Origin of the sequence: Pseudomonas sp. LBUM920 (assembly GCF_003852315.1) — a bacterium.
In the GTDB taxonomy this organism is placed as follows: Bacteria; Pseudomonadota; Gammaproteobacteria; order Pseudomonadales; family Pseudomonadaceae; genus Aquipseudomonas.
This window is the reverse complement of the sequence record NZ_CP027762.1, coordinates 4,614,876-4,629,787: the sequence shown is the minus strand read 5'-3', so window position 1 is coordinate 4,629,787 and position 14,912 is coordinate 4,614,876. Positions and strand designations below refer to the sequence as shown.

General features: G+C 61.7%; 14 protein-coding genes. 6 read left to right on the top strand and 8 right to left on the bottom strand.

The window, feature by feature from the left end:
* Positions 1–62 precede the first annotated feature (62 nt).
* From C4J83_RS21410 to C4J83_RS21385, 5 genes are all read left to right on the top strand, one after another.
* Positions 63–758 carry a response regulator gene (locus C4J83_RS21410; protein ID WP_106576501.1) on the top strand — a complete coding sequence of 232 codons (696 nt, stop codon included), beginning with the start codon at positions 63–65 and terminating at the stop codon, positions 756–758.
* The gene (locus C4J83_RS21405; protein ID WP_124418147.1) at positions 758–2,077 is read left to right on the top strand and encodes an ATP-binding protein; all 1,320 of its coding nucleotides are present in this window, start codon (positions 758–760) and stop codon (positions 2,075–2,077) included. The genes C4J83_RS21410 and C4J83_RS21405 overlap by 1 nt, the downstream gene beginning before the upstream one ends.
* A gap of 123 nt (positions 2,078–2,200) precedes the next feature.
* Positions 2,201–2,968 carry an N-acetylmuramoyl-L-alanine amidase gene (locus C4J83_RS21400; RefSeq protein ID WP_124418146.1) on the top strand — a complete coding sequence of 256 codons (768 nt, stop codon included), beginning with the start codon at positions 2,201–2,203 and terminating at the stop codon, positions 2,966–2,968.
* Positions 2,969–3,815: 847 nt separating this feature from the next.
* A complete protein-coding gene (locus C4J83_RS21390) occupies positions 3,816–5,228 on the top strand; it encodes an aspartate aminotransferase family protein (protein WP_119742353.1) in 1,413 nt (470 codons plus the stop codon).
* A gap of 83 nt (positions 5,229–5,311) precedes the next feature.
* A complete protein-coding gene (locus C4J83_RS21385) occupies positions 5,312–5,536 on the top strand; it encodes an MbtH family protein (RefSeq protein ID WP_124418145.1) in 225 nt (74 codons plus the stop codon).
* A 113-nt stretch (positions 5,537–5,649) separates the two neighbouring features.
* Here C4J83_RS21385 and C4J83_RS21375 read toward each other — a convergent pair whose 3' ends face one another.
* The 8 genes from C4J83_RS21375 to minC all read right to left on the bottom strand — a co-directional run bounded on the left by C4J83_RS21375 (position 5,650) and on the right by minC (position 13,837).
* The gene (locus C4J83_RS21375) at positions 5,650–6,996 is read right to left on the bottom strand and encodes an amidohydrolase (RefSeq protein ID WP_124418143.1); all 1,347 of its coding nucleotides are present in this window, start codon (positions 6,994–6,996) and stop codon (positions 5,650–5,652) included.
* Positions 6,997–7,012: 16 nt separating this feature from the next.
* A complete protein-coding gene (locus C4J83_RS21370) occupies positions 7,013–9,178 on the bottom strand; it encodes a mechanosensitive ion channel family protein (protein ID WP_124418142.1) in 2,166 nt (721 codons plus the stop codon).
* A gap of 72 nt (positions 9,179–9,250) precedes the next feature.
* On the bottom strand, positions 9,251–9,427 hold the full coding sequence (locus tag C4J83_RS30545) for a hypothetical protein (protein ID WP_164487957.1): 177 nt from the start codon (positions 9,425–9,427) through the stop codon (positions 9,251–9,253).
* Positions 9,428–9,637: 210 nt separating this feature from the next.
* Entirely contained in the window at positions 9,638–10,927 is a 1,290-nt protein-coding gene (locus C4J83_RS21365; RefSeq protein ID WP_094951467.1) for a M18 family aminopeptidase, read from the bottom strand.
* 170 nt (positions 10,928–11,097) lie between these two features.
* Positions 11,098–11,733: an RluA family pseudouridine synthase gene (locus tag C4J83_RS21360; protein WP_124418141.1), complete on the bottom strand. Its 636-nt coding sequence runs from the start codon at positions 11,731–11,733 to the stop codon at positions 11,098–11,100.
* Between the two features lie 96 nt (positions 11,734–11,829).
* On the bottom strand, positions 11,830–12,084 hold the full coding sequence (gene minE / locus C4J83_RS21355; protein WP_003175252.1) for a cell division topological specificity factor MinE: 255 nt from the start codon (positions 12,082–12,084) through the stop codon (positions 11,830–11,832).
* 3 nt (positions 12,085–12,087) lie between these two features.
* Positions 12,088–12,900 (bottom strand): septum site-determining protein MinD, encoded by an 813-nt coding sequence (minD, locus tag C4J83_RS21350; RefSeq protein WP_003175251.1) that lies wholly within the window; start codon positions 12,898–12,900, stop codon positions 12,088–12,090.
* A gap of 199 nt (positions 12,901–13,099) precedes the next feature.
* A complete protein-coding gene (minC, locus tag C4J83_RS21345; RefSeq protein WP_106576509.1) occupies positions 13,100–13,837 on the bottom strand; it encodes a septum site-determining protein MinC in 738 nt (245 codons plus the stop codon).
* A 117-nt stretch (positions 13,838–13,954) separates the two neighbouring features.
* On the opposite strand from minC, the gene C4J83_RS21340 reads away from it, so the two are divergent.
* Positions 13,955–14,890 carry a lipid A biosynthesis lauroyl acyltransferase gene (locus C4J83_RS21340; RefSeq protein ID WP_106576510.1) on the top strand — a complete coding sequence of 312 codons (936 nt, stop codon included), beginning with the start codon at positions 13,955–13,957 and terminating at the stop codon, positions 14,888–14,890.
* The last annotated feature ends 22 nt before the right edge of the window (positions 14,891–14,912 follow it).

Genomic DNA, 14,912 nt, shown 5'->3' with positions numbered 1-14,912 from the left:
GCATAATCGGCGCTTAATCCGCTGCACCTTTAATTCTCCCCATCTTTCATGAAGGGTTCACCATGCACGTACTGGTCTGTGAAGACGACGAACTGATCGCCAGCGGCATCGTGGCCGGCCTTGGCGCCCAGGGCTTTACCGTCGAACGCGTGGCCACGGCCGCGGCTGCACGGGCGATGCTCAAGGCGGCCACGTTCGACATCATGGTGCTCGACCTCGGGTTGCCCGACGAAGACGGCCTCAAGCTGCTGCAACAACAGCGCAGCCAGGGACTGGAGATTCCGGTGCTGATTCTGACGGCGCGGGATTCTGTGACCAACCGTGTCGACGGCCTGCAAGCCGGTGCCGACGATTACCTGCTCAAGCCCTTCGACCTGCGCGAGCTTGCCGCCCGCCTGCAAACCCTGCTGCGGCGGGTGGCGGGGCGCCGGGTCAACCTGATCGAACACGGCCGCCTCGCCTACGACCCCAGCAGCCGCGAAACCTTCCTGGGCGGCGAGCCGGTGGATCTTTCCCGTCGCGAACAAGCGTTGTTGCAGGCCTTGTTGCATAACAAAGGCCGGGTGCTGTCCAGCGAACAGCTCAAGGACAGCGTCTACGGTTTCAACGACGAACTGGAAAGTAACGCCCTCAACGTGCATATCCATCACCTGCGGCGCAAATTGGGCAATGGCATCGTCGAGACCGTGCGCGGCCTCGGTTATCGCCTGGGCACGGCCGACGGTGGCGTGGCCGATGATGGAGAACACGCCTCGTGATGAGCCTGCGCCTGCGCCTGACGTTCAAGCTGGGCGCTGCTTTCGTGCTGATCTGGCTGCTGGCGGCGGCCTGGATGCTCAACGATCTGCGCAACCAGATGATGTTCTCCCTCGACCAGCGTCTGGTGGCGTCGGCGCGCATGGTCGCGGGGCTGACCGAGCAGATGCCGGGCCTGGCCAGTGTGAGTGGCGGTACGCACCTGCGCACCGAGCAACTGAATGTGCCGGGGGGCATGGCCTGCCAGGTCAGCTCCCTGCGTGGGGAAATTCTGGCGCGCAGCCACATGACCCCGGATGAAGGCCTGGAGTCGCGCAAGAGTGGCTTTCGCGATCAAATCATCGACGGCGTCGGCTGGCGCAGTTTCACCCTGTCCCGGGGTGACTTGTTGATCACCACGGCGGACCGCCAGGTGGAGCGCGAGGCGCTGAACCTGTCGATCCTGCTGGCGGCTTCGGTGCCGGTCGGCGTGGCCTTGTTGGGTTGCCTGTGCCTGCTGTGGCTGGGCATCGGCCAGAGTCTGTTGCCGCTCAACCGCATGCGTGACGCGTTGATGCGCCGCAGTGCCGATTCGCTCGAACCCTTGCAGATTCACCCCCTGCCCAGCGAGCTTAAACCGCTGCTCGACACCCAGAACCAACTGTTGCAGCGCATCGCCAAGACCATCGAGCGTGAGCGCCGCCTCACCGGTGATGCCGCGCATGAGTTGCGCAGCCCGCTGACGGCGATCAAGACCCACCTGCAAGTGGCGCGCATGACCGACGGCGCGGCGCGCGACCAGTCCCTGGCCCACGCCGAGGAGGGCGCCGACCGCCTGCACCGCACCCTGGAGCAATTGCTGCTGCTGGCGCGGGTGGAAGGCAGCTTGTCGTTTGATGACGGCCTGCAATCGAGCGCTGAACAAGTCGCACGGCTGGCGATCCAGGACGCCAACGCCGGCGACAACCGGCGTATCGACCTGATCCTGTCGGCCAACCTCACCGAGACGCCGGTGGAAATGCCGGTGGCCCTGGCGGTCGCGGCCTTGCGCAACCTGCTGGATAACGCGCTGCGCCATACGCCGGCTGATACCCGTGTTGAACTGAGTGTGTTCACCACTGCCGACACTGTGGTGTTTCGCTTGCGTGATCATGGCAAGCAGATTTCCAGTGAGGACCTGCAATACCTGACCCAACGCTTCTGGCGCAATGGCAGCAGTGAGGGCTGCGGGCTGGGTCTGGCGATTGTTCAGGCGATCGTGCAGCGCTGTTCCTGCTCGCTGAAATTCGACAGCCAGGCGGATGGTTTGCGGGTCGATCTGGGGATGCCGTTGCGGCGCTGAGTACTTTTCTTCAAGCACCAAATAGTTACCGCCTGCCTGACATTCTTCCCTTCAGGATGGCGGTAATTTTTTTGCGCTTGAGCGGGCTGAATGACTCGGCCTGTACTGAAAAGGACGGTTCTTATGTTGGTGGTCGATAGCAGTTTCCCTGCCAGGGGTTTCAATGAGCGTAACGCTGAGCCCGTGCGGCACGTGGTTTTGCATTACACCGCAGCGCCTTTTGCTTCATCCCTGCGTACGCTCACGCAAGACGGTGTCAGCGCTCACTACTTGCTGCCGGATCCGGATGACCCTGGCTACCGCGCCACCGGATATGACGAATTGCGGGTGTTTCGGCTGGTGGACGAGGATAAGCGTGCGTGGCACGCCGGGGTCAGTCATTGGGGTGGGCGGGATGAACTCAATAGCCGGTCGATTGGTGTCGAGGTTGTTAATCTGGCGCGGGATGAGGGGGGCGTGTTTACGTTTCCAGCGTATGGCGAAGAACAGGTTGATGTGCTGATTGCGTTGGTTCGCGATGTGCTTGGGCGCTATCCGCAGATTGGGCCTGCCGATGTGCTCGGGCATTCGGATGTTGCGTATTGGCGCAAGAGCGATCCGGGGCCTCGGTTGCCTTGGCAGCGTTTGTTCGAGGCTGGGGTCGGGGCCTGGTTTGATGAGACGACGCGGGGCATGTATCAGCGGCGGTTTTGTCTTGGGTTGCCGCCGGAGGTTGAGGTGGAGCGGGCGTTTCAGCGGTATGGGTATAAGCCGGCCCAGAATCGCCGGGCGTTTGAGCTGAGGACGCGGGCGTTTCAGATGCACTTTCGGAGTCGGGATTATGGTGGGATTTTGGATGGGGAGACGTGTGCGATTTTGTATGCGTTGAATGATCGGTATCGGGGGCTTTGAGTGCGTTTTTTTGGGGGGGGTGTGTACATATCCGTTGCTGCGGTAACGGCCGCTTAGGGTTCCGCTCTTACAGCGGGTCACTTTTGGCAAACGCCCCAAAAGTAACCAAAAGGTCTTTGCCCCACCACTCGGCCCCTCGCTTAGGCTCGGTGTGCCCTCACTCCGGCTTGAATCCGTGGGCCGCCGCGACGGGCCATCCATGGCCCAACACGGCTAACCCGGCGTCCTGCCGGGTTACCCACGGATTCAAGCCTGCGTTCGGCCAGCGTGGTTGACGGGGCCTGTCAGATCAAAGTCAAAAGCAAAGCACGGCGGCCTACTAGCCGACCTGAGTGGTTGAAGCAAAAGCACAGCAACACACCTCTATCTGATGCACTGCGATCCAAATGTGGGAGCGGGCTTGCTCGCGAAGGCGGTGTGTCAGCCACACATGAGCTGACTGACCCACCGCCTTCGCGAGCAAGCCCGCTCCCACAAGTTGACCGAGTTCAGCTGCTAGTACCGCAGTGCTTTTGCTTTTCTGTGGGAGCTGGCTTGCCTGCGATGCAGGCACCTCGGTGTGTCAGGCACACCGGGTTGATGCCATCGCAGGCAAGCCAGCTCCCACTTTTGACTGAGTTCAGCCTTCAAGATCAGGCCGCCTCGCTTTCGCTTTTGATCTAACCACAAGGCCGCCGTAAGAGCGGAATCCCTATCCGCCATTACCAAAAAGCCGGATATACCCCGACCTCAAAAAACCACAACAAGCCTAAATCCCCCACCGCCTGGTGCGTCTCCAGAACATGAAATCCGCGCGCGCGCGGATCGCCAGTTTGGTCACCCCACCCGCGTATTGAGGGATCGAGAGATGTCAGTCGCTACCAGCCGTATCGAAGACGCCCCGGTGCACGCCAGCCCGGCGTCCGCAGAAACACTCTACCAATTCGAAGAAACCCCGATACTGGCCCGCCAACGCCAGCAGGAATCCAATGCCCGCAGCTACCCTCGGCGTATCCCGCTGGCGCTCAAGCGCGCCAAGGGCATCTATGTGGAAGACGTCGAAGGCCGTAGTTTTATCGACTGCCTGGCCGGCGCTGGCACCCTGGCGTTGGGCCACAACCACCCGGTGGTGATCGACGCCATTCAGCAGGTACTGAGCGACGAACTGCCGCTGCACACCCTCGACCTGACCACTCCGGTGAAAGACCAGTTCGTGCAAGACCTGTTCGGCCTGCTGCCCACCGAACTGGCACGTGAAGCAAAAATTCAGTTCTGCGGCCCCACCGGTACCGATGCCGTCGAAGCCGCACTGAAGCTGGTGCGCACCGCCACCGGGCGCAGCACCGTGTTGTCATTCCAGGGCGGTTATCACGGCATGAGCCAGGGCGCGCTGAGCCTGATGGGCAGCCTGGGGCCGAAAAAGCCCTTGGGCGCTTTGCTCGGCAATGGCGTGCAATTTCTGCCTTACCCTTACGACTACCGTTGCCCCTTCGGCCTGGGCGGCGCCGAAGGCGTGCGGGTCAACCTGCATTACCTGCAAAACCTGCTCAATGACCCGGAAGCCGGCGTGTTGTTGCCGGCGGCAGTGATTGTCGAAGTGGTGCAGGGTGAGGGCGGCGTGATTCCGGCCGATCTCGACTGGCTGCGCGGCCTGCGACGCATCACCGAGCAAGCCGGTGTGGCGCTGATCGTCGATGAAATCCAGAGCGGCTTCGGGCGTACCGGCAAGATGTTTGCCTTCGAGCACGCCGGCATCATCCCGGATGTGGTGGTGATGTCCAAAGCCATCGGCGGCAGCTTGCCACTGGCGGTGGTGGTGTATCGCGACTGGCTCGACACTTGGTTGCCGGGCGCACACGCCGGAACATTCCGTGGCAACCAGATGGCGATGGCGGCGGGCTCGGCGGTGATGCGCTACCTCAAGCAACACGACCTGGCCGGCCACGCCGCCGCCATGGGCGAACGCCTGGGCGAGCACTTGCGCATTCTGCAGCGCGACTTCCCGCAGTTGGGGGATATTCGTGGGCGTGGGCTGATGCTCGGCGTGGAACTGGTAGACCCGAGCGGCGCAGTCGATATCCAGGGCCATCCGCCTGTGCATCGCCAACTGGCGCCGCTGGTGCAGCGCGAATGCCTCAAGCGTGGCCTGATTCTGGAGCTGGGCGGCCGGCACGGCAGTGTGGTGCGCTTCCTGCCGCCGCTGGTGATTACCGCCGCCGAAATCGACCGCGTTGCCGAGATCTTCGGCCGCGCCCTGGCGGCAGCGGTCGCCACCCTCTAATTTTTCGCACGCTTGGTACGTTTCTACAGATATCAGCGCTGCGCGTGGTGCGCAGCCAGTTTTATGAGCGATGGAGAACAGCAATGACCTCAGTATTTGACCGCGACGACATCCTGTTTCAGGTAGTGGTCAACCACGAAGAGCAGTATTCCATCTGGCCCGACTACAAGGCCGTGCCGGAAGGCTGGCGCACCGTGGGTAAGAGCGGCATGAAGAAAGAGTGCCTGGTTTACATCGAGGAAGTCTGGACCGACATGCGCCCGCTGAGCCTGCGCCAGAAGATGGATGGCGCTGCGCTGGCGGGCTGACCCGCTGCAAATCCAATGTGGGAGCGGGCTTGCTCGCGAATGCGGTGTATCAGCTGGCCCATTCGGTGACTGGCCTGCCGCATTCGCGAGCAAGCCCGCTCCCACATAAAGCGTTATTGCGGTGGGTTGGTGTACAGGTAATCCGTCGCCAACGACGCCAACGTGCGTACCCCCACCACCAGCGCCGACTCATCCACAAAGAAGCCCGGATTATGATTCGGCGCGGCTTTGCTCATGTCCTGATCCCTCGGCGTCACCCCCAGAAACACAAACAGCCCCGGCGCTTGCTTGGCATAAAACGAAAAGTCCTCCGCGCCGCCCACCAATGGGGCCTGCACCACATCATCCCTGGCCGCCCAGCGCAGGCTTGGCAGCATGCGCTCGGTCAGCGCCGGGTTATTGATGGTCGGGTCGTACTTCTCGATGATCGTGACTTCGGCCTTGGCGCCGCCACTCTCGGCGATTTTCTCTACCGTCTGGCGCACGTCGGCGTGCAGCTTCTGACGAATGCCGTAGTCGTAGGAGCGGATGGTGCCGGTCATTTCCACCGACTCGGGAATGATGTTGTAGCGCGTGCCGCCGTTGATGGTGCCAATGCTCACCACCGATGGGAATGACGAGATGTCGGTGCGACGGCTGACCACGGTTTGCAGGCCGACAATGGTCTGCGCGCCGACGGTGATCGGGTCGATGCCGTCCCACGGGCGGCCGGCGTGGGTCTGTTTGCCGAGGATCTTGATGCGCAGGTCATCGGAGCTGGCCAGGGTCGGGCCCGGGCGGTAGGCGATTTGCCCGGCAGGCACGCCGGCCCATACATGCAGGCCGAACACGGCGTCGGGCTTGGGCGCTTGCATCACGCCTTCCTGCACCATCATCTTCGCGCCCCAGGTGTTTTTGCCGTCGGGGATAAAGTCGCTTGGGCCTTCTTCGGCCGGCTGGAAGTAAAACACCACCGTGCCCGGCAGACGGTCGCGCATGCCAGTGAGAATCTTCGCCGTGCTCAGCAGGATTGCGGTGTGGGCGTCGTGGCCGCAGGCGTGCATCACGTCGACTTCCTTGCCCAGGTAGGTGCCCTTGGCTGTGGAGGCGAAGGGCAGGTCGGCGACCTCCTTGACCGGCAGCGCGTCCATGTCGGCGCGCAGGGCGACGGTGGGGCCGGGCAGTGCACCTTTGAGGACGGCGACGACGCCGGTGCGGGCCACGCCGGTTTTTACCTCAAGGCCCAGGTCGCGCAGTTGCTTGGCAACCAATTGGGCCGTGCGCGTTTCGGTGTTGCCCAATTCGGGGTGGGCGTGGATATCGCGGCGCGTTTCCAGCAGGGCCGGTTCGAGGATTTTGGCCTGGGCGGCGATGTCCTCGCGGGCACTGTCCTGGCCGCTGCTGGCGGCAATCACGGCGCTGCTGGCGACCGCGCACAGTGCACCGAAAACCCAGGGGTGTGTCAGACCATTCAAACGCATAAGCAGCTCTTCCTTTTTATTGTTGTGGATCTTTCTCCTGCACGGAGCCTGCGGTCACCACCTGCACGCTCAAGCGCGGCGTGGCCAGATCCAGCCCGGCCTCGTCCAGATGGCGCTTGAGCGACAGGTTGAAGGCCCGCGAGACTTCCCACTGCTTGATCGGCGCAGTCTTGAAGCGCGCCCGCAGGATCGCGCTGCCGGATTCAAAGCTTTCCACGCCCTGAATCTCCAGCGGCGACCAGATGTTGCGGCGTTGCAGTGGGTCGTTGCGCATTTTCTGGCCAACATCGCGCATCAACTTGATCGCGTCGTCGATTTCCATGTTGTAGGGGATCGCCACGCGGAAGATCGCGTAGCCGAATTCACGCGAGTAGTTCTTGATGCTCTTGATTTCGCTGAACGGGATGGTGTGCACGATGCCGTCGATGTCGCGCAGGCGCACGGTGCGGATGGTCAGGCCTTCGACCGTGCCGAGGTGGCCGCCGACGTCCACGTAGTCATCAATCGCCAGGGAGTCCTCGATGATGATGAACAGGCCGGTGATCAAGTCCGCCACCAGCGACTGCGCACCGAAACCGATGGCCAGGCCGATCACACCGGCACCGGCCAGCAAGGGCGTGACGTTCATGCCCATGTTCGCCAGCGCGACGATGGCGGCAATGATAAAGATGGTCACGAACAGCACGTTGCGGATCAGCGGCATCATGGTCTGCGCGCGAGCGTTGGCCAGGCCTTTTCGCGAACGGGTCAGGGCATGGTGGATGGCGGTGTCGCTGAGGATCCAGATCAGCCAGGCAAACAGCAGCGTGCCGCCGAGGCCGAACAGCTTGACGCTGATTTCATGGCCGTCACCTTCGGTAAACCGGATCAGCGACAAGCCCCATACGCGCAGGCCCAGTTCGATAAACACCAGCCACACCACCAGATGGGCCAGGGTATAAACGAAGCTTTTCAGGCGCTCGGAGTACAGCGCATGGCGCTTGTGCCCACGCTGCGGCTTGAGCGCGTGACGACGCACCAGGCCATTGATCACCATGCACAACACCAGCAACACCGTGCACAACAATGACTGACGCAGGGCCGTGCTGGTATCGCCGGCGGACAGGAAGGTGGCAAACAGCGAGATGCCCACCAGCAGCAGCGCCGGCAAATACCAGAAGCTGCCGATGATCGAGAGTGTGTCGGTGAGGGCACGACGCGTCAGGCGGCGCGACAATGGCTGGTTGCGGATCAGGTGCGCGATGGGCCGGCGGAACCGCAGGATAAACACGCCGGTGGACAGCGCGGCCATCACATTGGCGATGGTCGCCGCCGTGTGGGCGAGATGCTGACCGAGGGCCTGCATCATCCGCGGGTCGCTCAGCGCCTCGCCAAAAGCGGCAAAGCTGCCGATCAGCCACAGCGGGCGAAAGGCCTGATGACGCAGTATGTACAGCGCGCGGTGGCGGTGCGGGCCGTCGAGTACCGAAAAGGCAATAACGCAGATGGCCGAGAAGCAGGTACCGACCACCAACGCGTAAGCCAGCACCATCGCCAAGGATTTACCCAGCGAAGAAGGCAGGGCGTAACTCAGGTACACCGTGATCACCAGCGCGATCAACCACGGCCCCAGTTTGCGCAGGGCGAAGCGCAGCATGTCCCAGGTGCGCGGGTGTTGCGGCAGTTCCTCGGGCAGCCCGAAGCGCTCGCGCACACGGTGGCTGAGCCAGATCAGCGCCGCGGCCAGCAGGCTCCACACCGCCAGGATCACGGCAAAACCGAAAATGATTGGCAGCCATTCACTGGCGGGCAGCATCAGGGCGCCGAGTTCATCCTTGGCCAGGTCGACCTCGTTGGACCAGCGTTGCACCGGGCTGTCGGCGCCGGAGAACTGCTGCTCGAGGCCGGACAGCGTGCTGCCGATCAACCCGAGCACGCCTTGTTCGGCGGCGGGTTGGGCTTTTTGCGTGGCTTCGCGCAGTTTCTTCAGGTCGCTCAACAGCTGGGTGCGCTGCTGGTCGTTTTCGAGGGTCTTGATCACTTCGTCCAGCGACTGCCCCAGCGGCACATCGGCCTGGGGTTGAGTCTTGTTGGCGCTGCCAAGCAGGCCGGGCAAGCCCACGGCTTGGGCAGGCGCAATTGGCAGCAACATCAGCAGGGCGATCAGGCAGTAACAGGGCAGAGCAAAAAGACGCGAGAGCACGAGGCGGTCAACCTTGAAAACGACGAATTGACCGAGTGTACGAGGCCGTTATGCCCAATGCGAGTGCATTTGTCATTCCGCCAGTTTGGCGAGGATCTTGTACACCACGGTGCCGAGGATCAGCAGCATGCCAATCCACATGCCAAACACGCCGACCGGCTTGTCGCGAAAGTTGAAGCCGACGGTCAGCAGGATCATGCCGATGATGATCGGGATGAGCATGGCGTGGAAGGAGGACATGGAGATCATGGGGCGACGGCCTTGTCAGAGTGGGAATACTGACAAGTCTAGGTCGGATTGCTAGAAGTGGGCGTGATATGGGTCAGGTTTGTGCCTAACCAAATGTGGGAGCGGGCTTGCGCGCGAATGCGCAGCGTCAGTCACTGAATCTGTTGACTGATGTACCGCATTCGCGAGCACGCCCGCTCCCACATTTTTGACTGCGTTCAGCCTTTCAGATCAGGGCAGATCGCGGCTCGCATAGAACGCGCCCAGCACCTTCACCAGGTGCGCCAGGTCGTGGCTGCCGCACAGTTCACGGATCGAGTGCATGGCAAACGTCGGCAGGCCGATGTCTACAGTGCGCACGCCCAGGTGGCTGGCGGTGATCGGGCCGATGGTCGAGCCGCAGCCCATGTCGCTGCGCACCACGAAGCTCTGCACCGGTACTTCCTGGGCCATGCACAGGTGGCGGAAGAAGCCGGCGGTTTCGCTGTTGGTGGCGTAACGCTGGTTGCTGTTGACCTTGATCACCGGACCCGCGTTGAGTTTCGGGCCGTGGTTGGCGTCGTGTTTCTCGGCGTAGTTGGGGTGCACACCGTGAGCATTGTCCGCTGACACCAATAGTGATTTCTGAATGGTGCGTACGAATTCATCACCCTCAGGCAACAGGCGGCGCAATGTCTGTTCCAGCATCGGGCCATCGGCACCGCACGCCGAGCAGGAGCCGACTTCTTCGTGGTCGTTGCACACCAGCACGCAGGTTTCGTCGGTTTCGCTGGTGAGCAAGGCTTGCAGGCCGGCGTAGCACGACAGCAGGTTGTCCAGGCGCGCACCGGCGATGAAGTCACCATTGAGGCCAATCACCGCGGCGCTCTGGGTGTCGTAGAAGCTCAGCTCGTAGTCGAGCACCACGTCGGCGTTCAAACCATGTTCACGCGCCAGTTGCTCGGTGAGCACGGCGCGAAAGTCCACGCGTTCGTCACCGGCAAATTGCGCGAGGATCGGTGGCAGCTCGGTCTGCGCATTGATCGCCCAGCCCTGGTTGGCTTCACGGTTCAGGTGAATGGCCAGGTTGGGGATGATGGCGATGGGCAGCTTGAAGTCGATCAGTTGGCTTTCGACTTTGCCGTCACGGCGGAAGGTCACGCGGCCGGCCAGCGACAGGTCGCGGTCGAACCACGGCGCCAGCAGCGCGCCGCCGTAGACTTCTACGCCCAATTGCCAGAAGCCTTGGCGTTGCAGCTCCGGCTGGGGCTTGACGCGCAAGCACGGGCTGTCGGTGTGGGCGCCGACCAGGCGAATCCCGCCTTGCAGCGGCGAATGACGACCGAGCTTGAAGGCGATGATCGACGAATCGTTACGGGTCACGTAGTAACGGCCGTTGGCCTCGGTGGTCCAGGTTTCGCGCTCGTCGAGACGCTGATAACCGGCCGCTTCCAGGCGCTGGGCGAGGGCGGCAGTGGCATGAAAAGGAGTAGGGGAGGCCTTGAGGAAGTCGATCAGGCCTTGATTCAACGCTTCGCGCATAAATAGCTCCAGACAGCAATGCGCGGAGTTTACCGTTCGATGGCGAGAACTGCACATAACAAATGTGGCAGCGGGCTTGCTCGCGAATGCGGTGTGTCAGTCACTGAATGTGTATCTGATACACCGCATTCGCGAGCAAGCTCGCTCCCACATTTAATGCATTGCCAACTTTAGAACGGTGCAGGGCACTCAAAGCGCAAACGCTCGCCACTTTGCGGATGGGTAAAGCTCAGCCTGCTCGCGTGCAGGCACAAGCGCGGCCACGCGGCCAGGGCTTGCTCATGGGCGTACAGGCCATCACCCAGCAGTGGATGCCCGATCGACAGCATGTGCACGCGCAACTGATGCGAACGCCCGGTGATCGGCGTCAGCTCGACGCGGCACCAGTCGCCGCAACGCTCCAATACCTTCCAGAAGGTCAGCGCGTGTTTACCGAACTCGTGGTCGACCACATGGCGTGGCTTGGTCGGCGGGTCGTAGCGCAGGGGCAGGTCGATGCTGCCGCTGTCCAGTGCCGGCTGGCCCCACGCCAGGGCGGTGTAGGCCTTTTCGGTTTCGCGGTCGTGAAACTGGCGCGACAGTTCGCGGTGGCTATCGGCGTCCCGCGCGAGCAGGATGATCCCTGAGGTTTCCCAGTCCAGGCGATGGACAATACGGGCTTCGGGGTAGCCGTTTTCCTGCAGCCGGGTGATCAGGCAGTCCTTGTTGTCATCGGCACGGCCGGGCACCGAGAGCAGCAGGGTCGGCTTGTTCACCACCAGGACAGCGTCGTCCTGGTGAAGGATATGGATAGTGGACAGCGGCATTAAACAGCCTCGTAACAAACGCCAACGGCGGCTCGCCCACCCGGCTCCCCAACAGGGATCAAGGTGACCGAGCCGCCGTGGCGGCCGCCTGTTCGATTAACGATCAGGCAGGGTGATATTGAGTTCCAGAATCGAGCAGCTGCCGTCGTTTTCCAGGGCGACATGCACGTCATCGTTGCCGATATTGACGTACTTGCGGATCACCTCGACCAGTTCCTTCTGCAAGGCTGGCAGGTAGTCCGGGGTGCTGCGTTGGCCGCGTTCGTGCGCCACGATGATCTGTAGACGCTCTTTCGCTACCGACGCGGTACTTGGCTTTTTGTTGGCGCGAAAGAAGTCGAGAAATTTCATTGTTTAGTTGCCTCCAAAGATACGCTCGAAGAATCCCTTCTTCTTAACATCGAGGAAGCGATGTTCCACGGTCTTGCCCAGCAAGCGATCAACGGCATCGCTGTACGCCTGGCCGGCGTCGCTCTGGTCGTCGAGAATCACCGGAACGCCCTGGTTGGAAGCCTTCAGGACGGCCTGGGATTCCGGGATCACACCCAGCAGGGTCACTGCGAGGATTTCCTTCACGTCTTCAACGCCAAGCATTTCGCCATTACTGACGCGCTCAGGGTTGTAGCGGGTGAGCAGCAAGTGCTCCTTGATCGGGTCCTGGCCTTCTTCGGCGCGCTTGGACTTGCTGGCCAACAGGCCCAGCATGCGGTCCGAGTCACGTACCGAGGAGACTTCCGGGTTGGTCACCACGATGGCTTCATCGGCGAAGTACATCGCCAGGTGAGCACCGGTTTCGATACCGGCCGGCGAGTCACATACCACGTATTCGAAAGTTTCTTTGAGTTCGGCGAGTACTTTGCCTACGCCTTCTTTGGTCAGCGCGTCTTTGTCGCGGGTCTGGCTGGCGGCCAGTACGTACAGGTTCTCAAGGCGCTTGTCCTTGATCAAAGCCTGTTGCAGGTTGGCTTCGCCGTTCACCACGTTGACGAAGTCGTACACCACGCGGCGTTCGCAGCCCATGATCAGGTCGAGGTTACGCAAACCGACGTCGAAGTCGACGATGACTGTCTTGTGGCCGCGCAGAGCGAGGCCGGTACCGATAGCGGCGCTGGTGGTGGTCTTACCCACACCACCCTTGCCGGATGTAACCACGAGAATCTTGGCCAAGGTGTTTCACCCCTAAGGAAAAAGGACTTTTCAGCCCCTGAAAAACATCTCTTGGAACTCGCTGCAGGCGGACAGCCTTTGTAGGAAAAGATGTGGTTTCCCAAGGGGAAACGCCAACTTCGAATATTCCTACGCAAATCTTGCCGGTTTCGCTGTGCTATCAGAGTCTAGAGATGCTTGGAAAATGCGGCAGTATCCGTTAAAGACGGATGATGTTCAACACATCGCCCGACAGGCTGACTTGTACCCCGGCCCCCCACAGCGGATCACGGCGCAAATCTTCTGAAACCTTGTACTGGCCTGCGATGGACACTAGCTCAGCGGTCAACTGCTGGCAAAAAATACGCGCCTTGGTATCACCCTTGATGCCGGCGAGGGCACGTCCGCGCATCGGGCCGTATACATGGATGTTGCCATCGGCGAGAAGTTCCGCGCCCGGACTGACAGGCGCGATCACCACCAGGTCGCCGCCCTGGGCGTAAATCTGCTGCCCGCCGCGTACGGGAGAGGTGATGATCTTTGTAGGCTTGACGGTGGGCTCCGGCGGTTTCTCCGGTTTTTTCTTCACTTCACCTTCGCTCGGGTCCAGCGGTCGCTCGCGGGCACCCGACGGCGGCAGTACTGGCAGTTCAATAGCGATTGCCGCAGCGATGTCTTCAATACGGCTGGCGCGAATCGCCAGGGTGCGCAAACCATGCGAGCGGCAAACGCGCATCAGCCCGGGCAAATCAATCGCGCCCTGGCCGGCCGGGAGTTTGTCCAGGGCCAATACCAGCGGGGCATTGTTGAAGAAGTTCGGCGCCAGGGCGACCTTGGCGGCCAGTTGGCGGTCCAGGGCATCGAGGTCATTGCGGGCCAGTTCCAGCACGGTGATGGCGAGCATGCTGCCTTTCAGCTGGAACACGGGATCTTGGTCTAGCGGTTCGGTTTGGCTCATGGTCGGCAAAAGCGGCTTGTCACGAAAAGTGTCGAGACTTATAACGAGAACATCCACGGGCCGCAAGCCGAGTCGAACGTTGTAGAATGCGCGGCCCTGTCTTTACCGGAATCTGTAATGGATCGCCCGCGTTTTCGAGCTGTATTTTTTCACCCGCGTTTTTGGCTGCTATGGCTGGGGCTCGGCCTGCTGTGGCTGATCACCCAGTTGCCATACCGCGCGTTGTTGACCATTGGTCGTTTATTAGGCGCGGGCATGTACCGCGTGGCTGGCGAACGCCGCCGCATCGCCGCGCGCAACCTGGAACTGTGCTTTCCGGAAAAATCCGCCAAAGAGCGCAAGAAGCTGCTCAAGGAAAATTTCGCCTCCACCGGCATCGCGTTTTTCGAGATGGCCATGAGCTGGTGGTGGTCACGTCAGCGCCTGGCACGCCTGGCCCATGTCGAAGGGCTGGAGCACCTCAAGCAGGCGCAGCTGGATGGCAAGGGTGTGATTCTTATGGCCCTGCACTTCACCACGTTGGAAATCGGCGCAGCGCTGCTCGGCCAGAAACACACCATTGATGGCATGTACCGCGAGCACGGTAACCCGCTGTTCGACTTCGTTCAGCGCCGTGGCCGCGAGCGGCATAACCTCGATTCCCTGGCGGTAGAACGCGAAGACGTGCGCGGCATGCTCAAGTTGCTGCGCGCCGGCCGCGCCATCTGGTACGCACCGGACCAGGACTACGGCGCCAAGCAAAGTATCTTTGTGCCGCTGTTCGGCATTCAGGCCGCCACCGTCACCGCCACCAGCAAATTTGCCCGCCTGGGCAAGGCGCTGGTGGTGCCGTTCACCCAGGAACGCCTGGCCGATGGCAGTGGTTACCGCCTGGTGATCCACCCGCCGTTGACCGACTTCCCGGGCGAAACCGATGAGATCGACTGCCTGCGCATCAACCAGTGGGTCGAGGCGTCGGTTCGCGAATGCCCGGAGCAATACCTGTGGACCCATCGGCGTTTCAAGAGCCGGCCACCGGGTGAACCCAAGCTGTACGAAAAACGCCGTCGATAACGCTTTCTGCCCCACATGGAGT

Coding starts and splice junctions, on each gene's coding strand:
- C4J83_RS21400 (WP_124418146.1), top strand. CDS start 2,201: ATGTTGGTGGTCGATAGCAGTTTCCCTGCCAGGGGTTTCAATGAGCGT.
- minC (WP_106576509.1), bottom strand. CDS start 13,837: ATGAGCCAAACCGAACCGCTAGACCAAGATCCCGTGTTCCAGCTGAAA.
- C4J83_RS30545 (WP_164487957.1), bottom strand. CDS start 9,427: ATGATCTCCATGTCCTCCTTCCACGCCATGCTCATCCCGATCATCATC.
- minE (WP_003175252.1), bottom strand. CDS start 12,084: ATGAAATTTCTCGACTTCTTTCGCGCCAACAAAAAGCCAAGTACCGCG.
- C4J83_RS21365 (WP_094951467.1), bottom strand. CDS start 10,927: ATGCGCGAAGCGTTGAATCAAGGCCTGATCGACTTCCTCAAGGCCTCC.
- C4J83_RS21340 (WP_106576510.1), top strand. CDS start 13,955: ATGGATCGCCCGCGTTTTCGAGCTGTATTTTTTCACCCGCGTTTTTGG.
- C4J83_RS21405 (WP_124418147.1), top strand. CDS start 758: ATGAGCCTGCGCCTGCGCCTGACGTTCAAGCTGGGCGCTGCTTTCGTG.
- C4J83_RS21390 (WP_119742353.1), top strand. CDS start 3,816: ATGTCAGTCGCTACCAGCCGTATCGAAGACGCCCCGGTGCACGCCAGC.
- C4J83_RS21410 (WP_106576501.1), top strand. CDS start 63: ATGCACGTACTGGTCTGTGAAGACGACGAACTGATCGCCAGCGGCATC.
- C4J83_RS21375 (WP_124418143.1), bottom strand. CDS start 6,996: ATGCGTTTGAATGGTCTGACACACCCCTGGGTTTTCGGTGCACTGTGC.
- C4J83_RS21360 (WP_124418141.1), bottom strand. CDS start 11,733: ATGCCGCTGTCCACTATCCATATCCTTCACCAGGACGACGCTGTCCTG.
- C4J83_RS21385 (WP_124418145.1), top strand. CDS start 5,312: ATGACCTCAGTATTTGACCGCGACGACATCCTGTTTCAGGTAGTGGTC.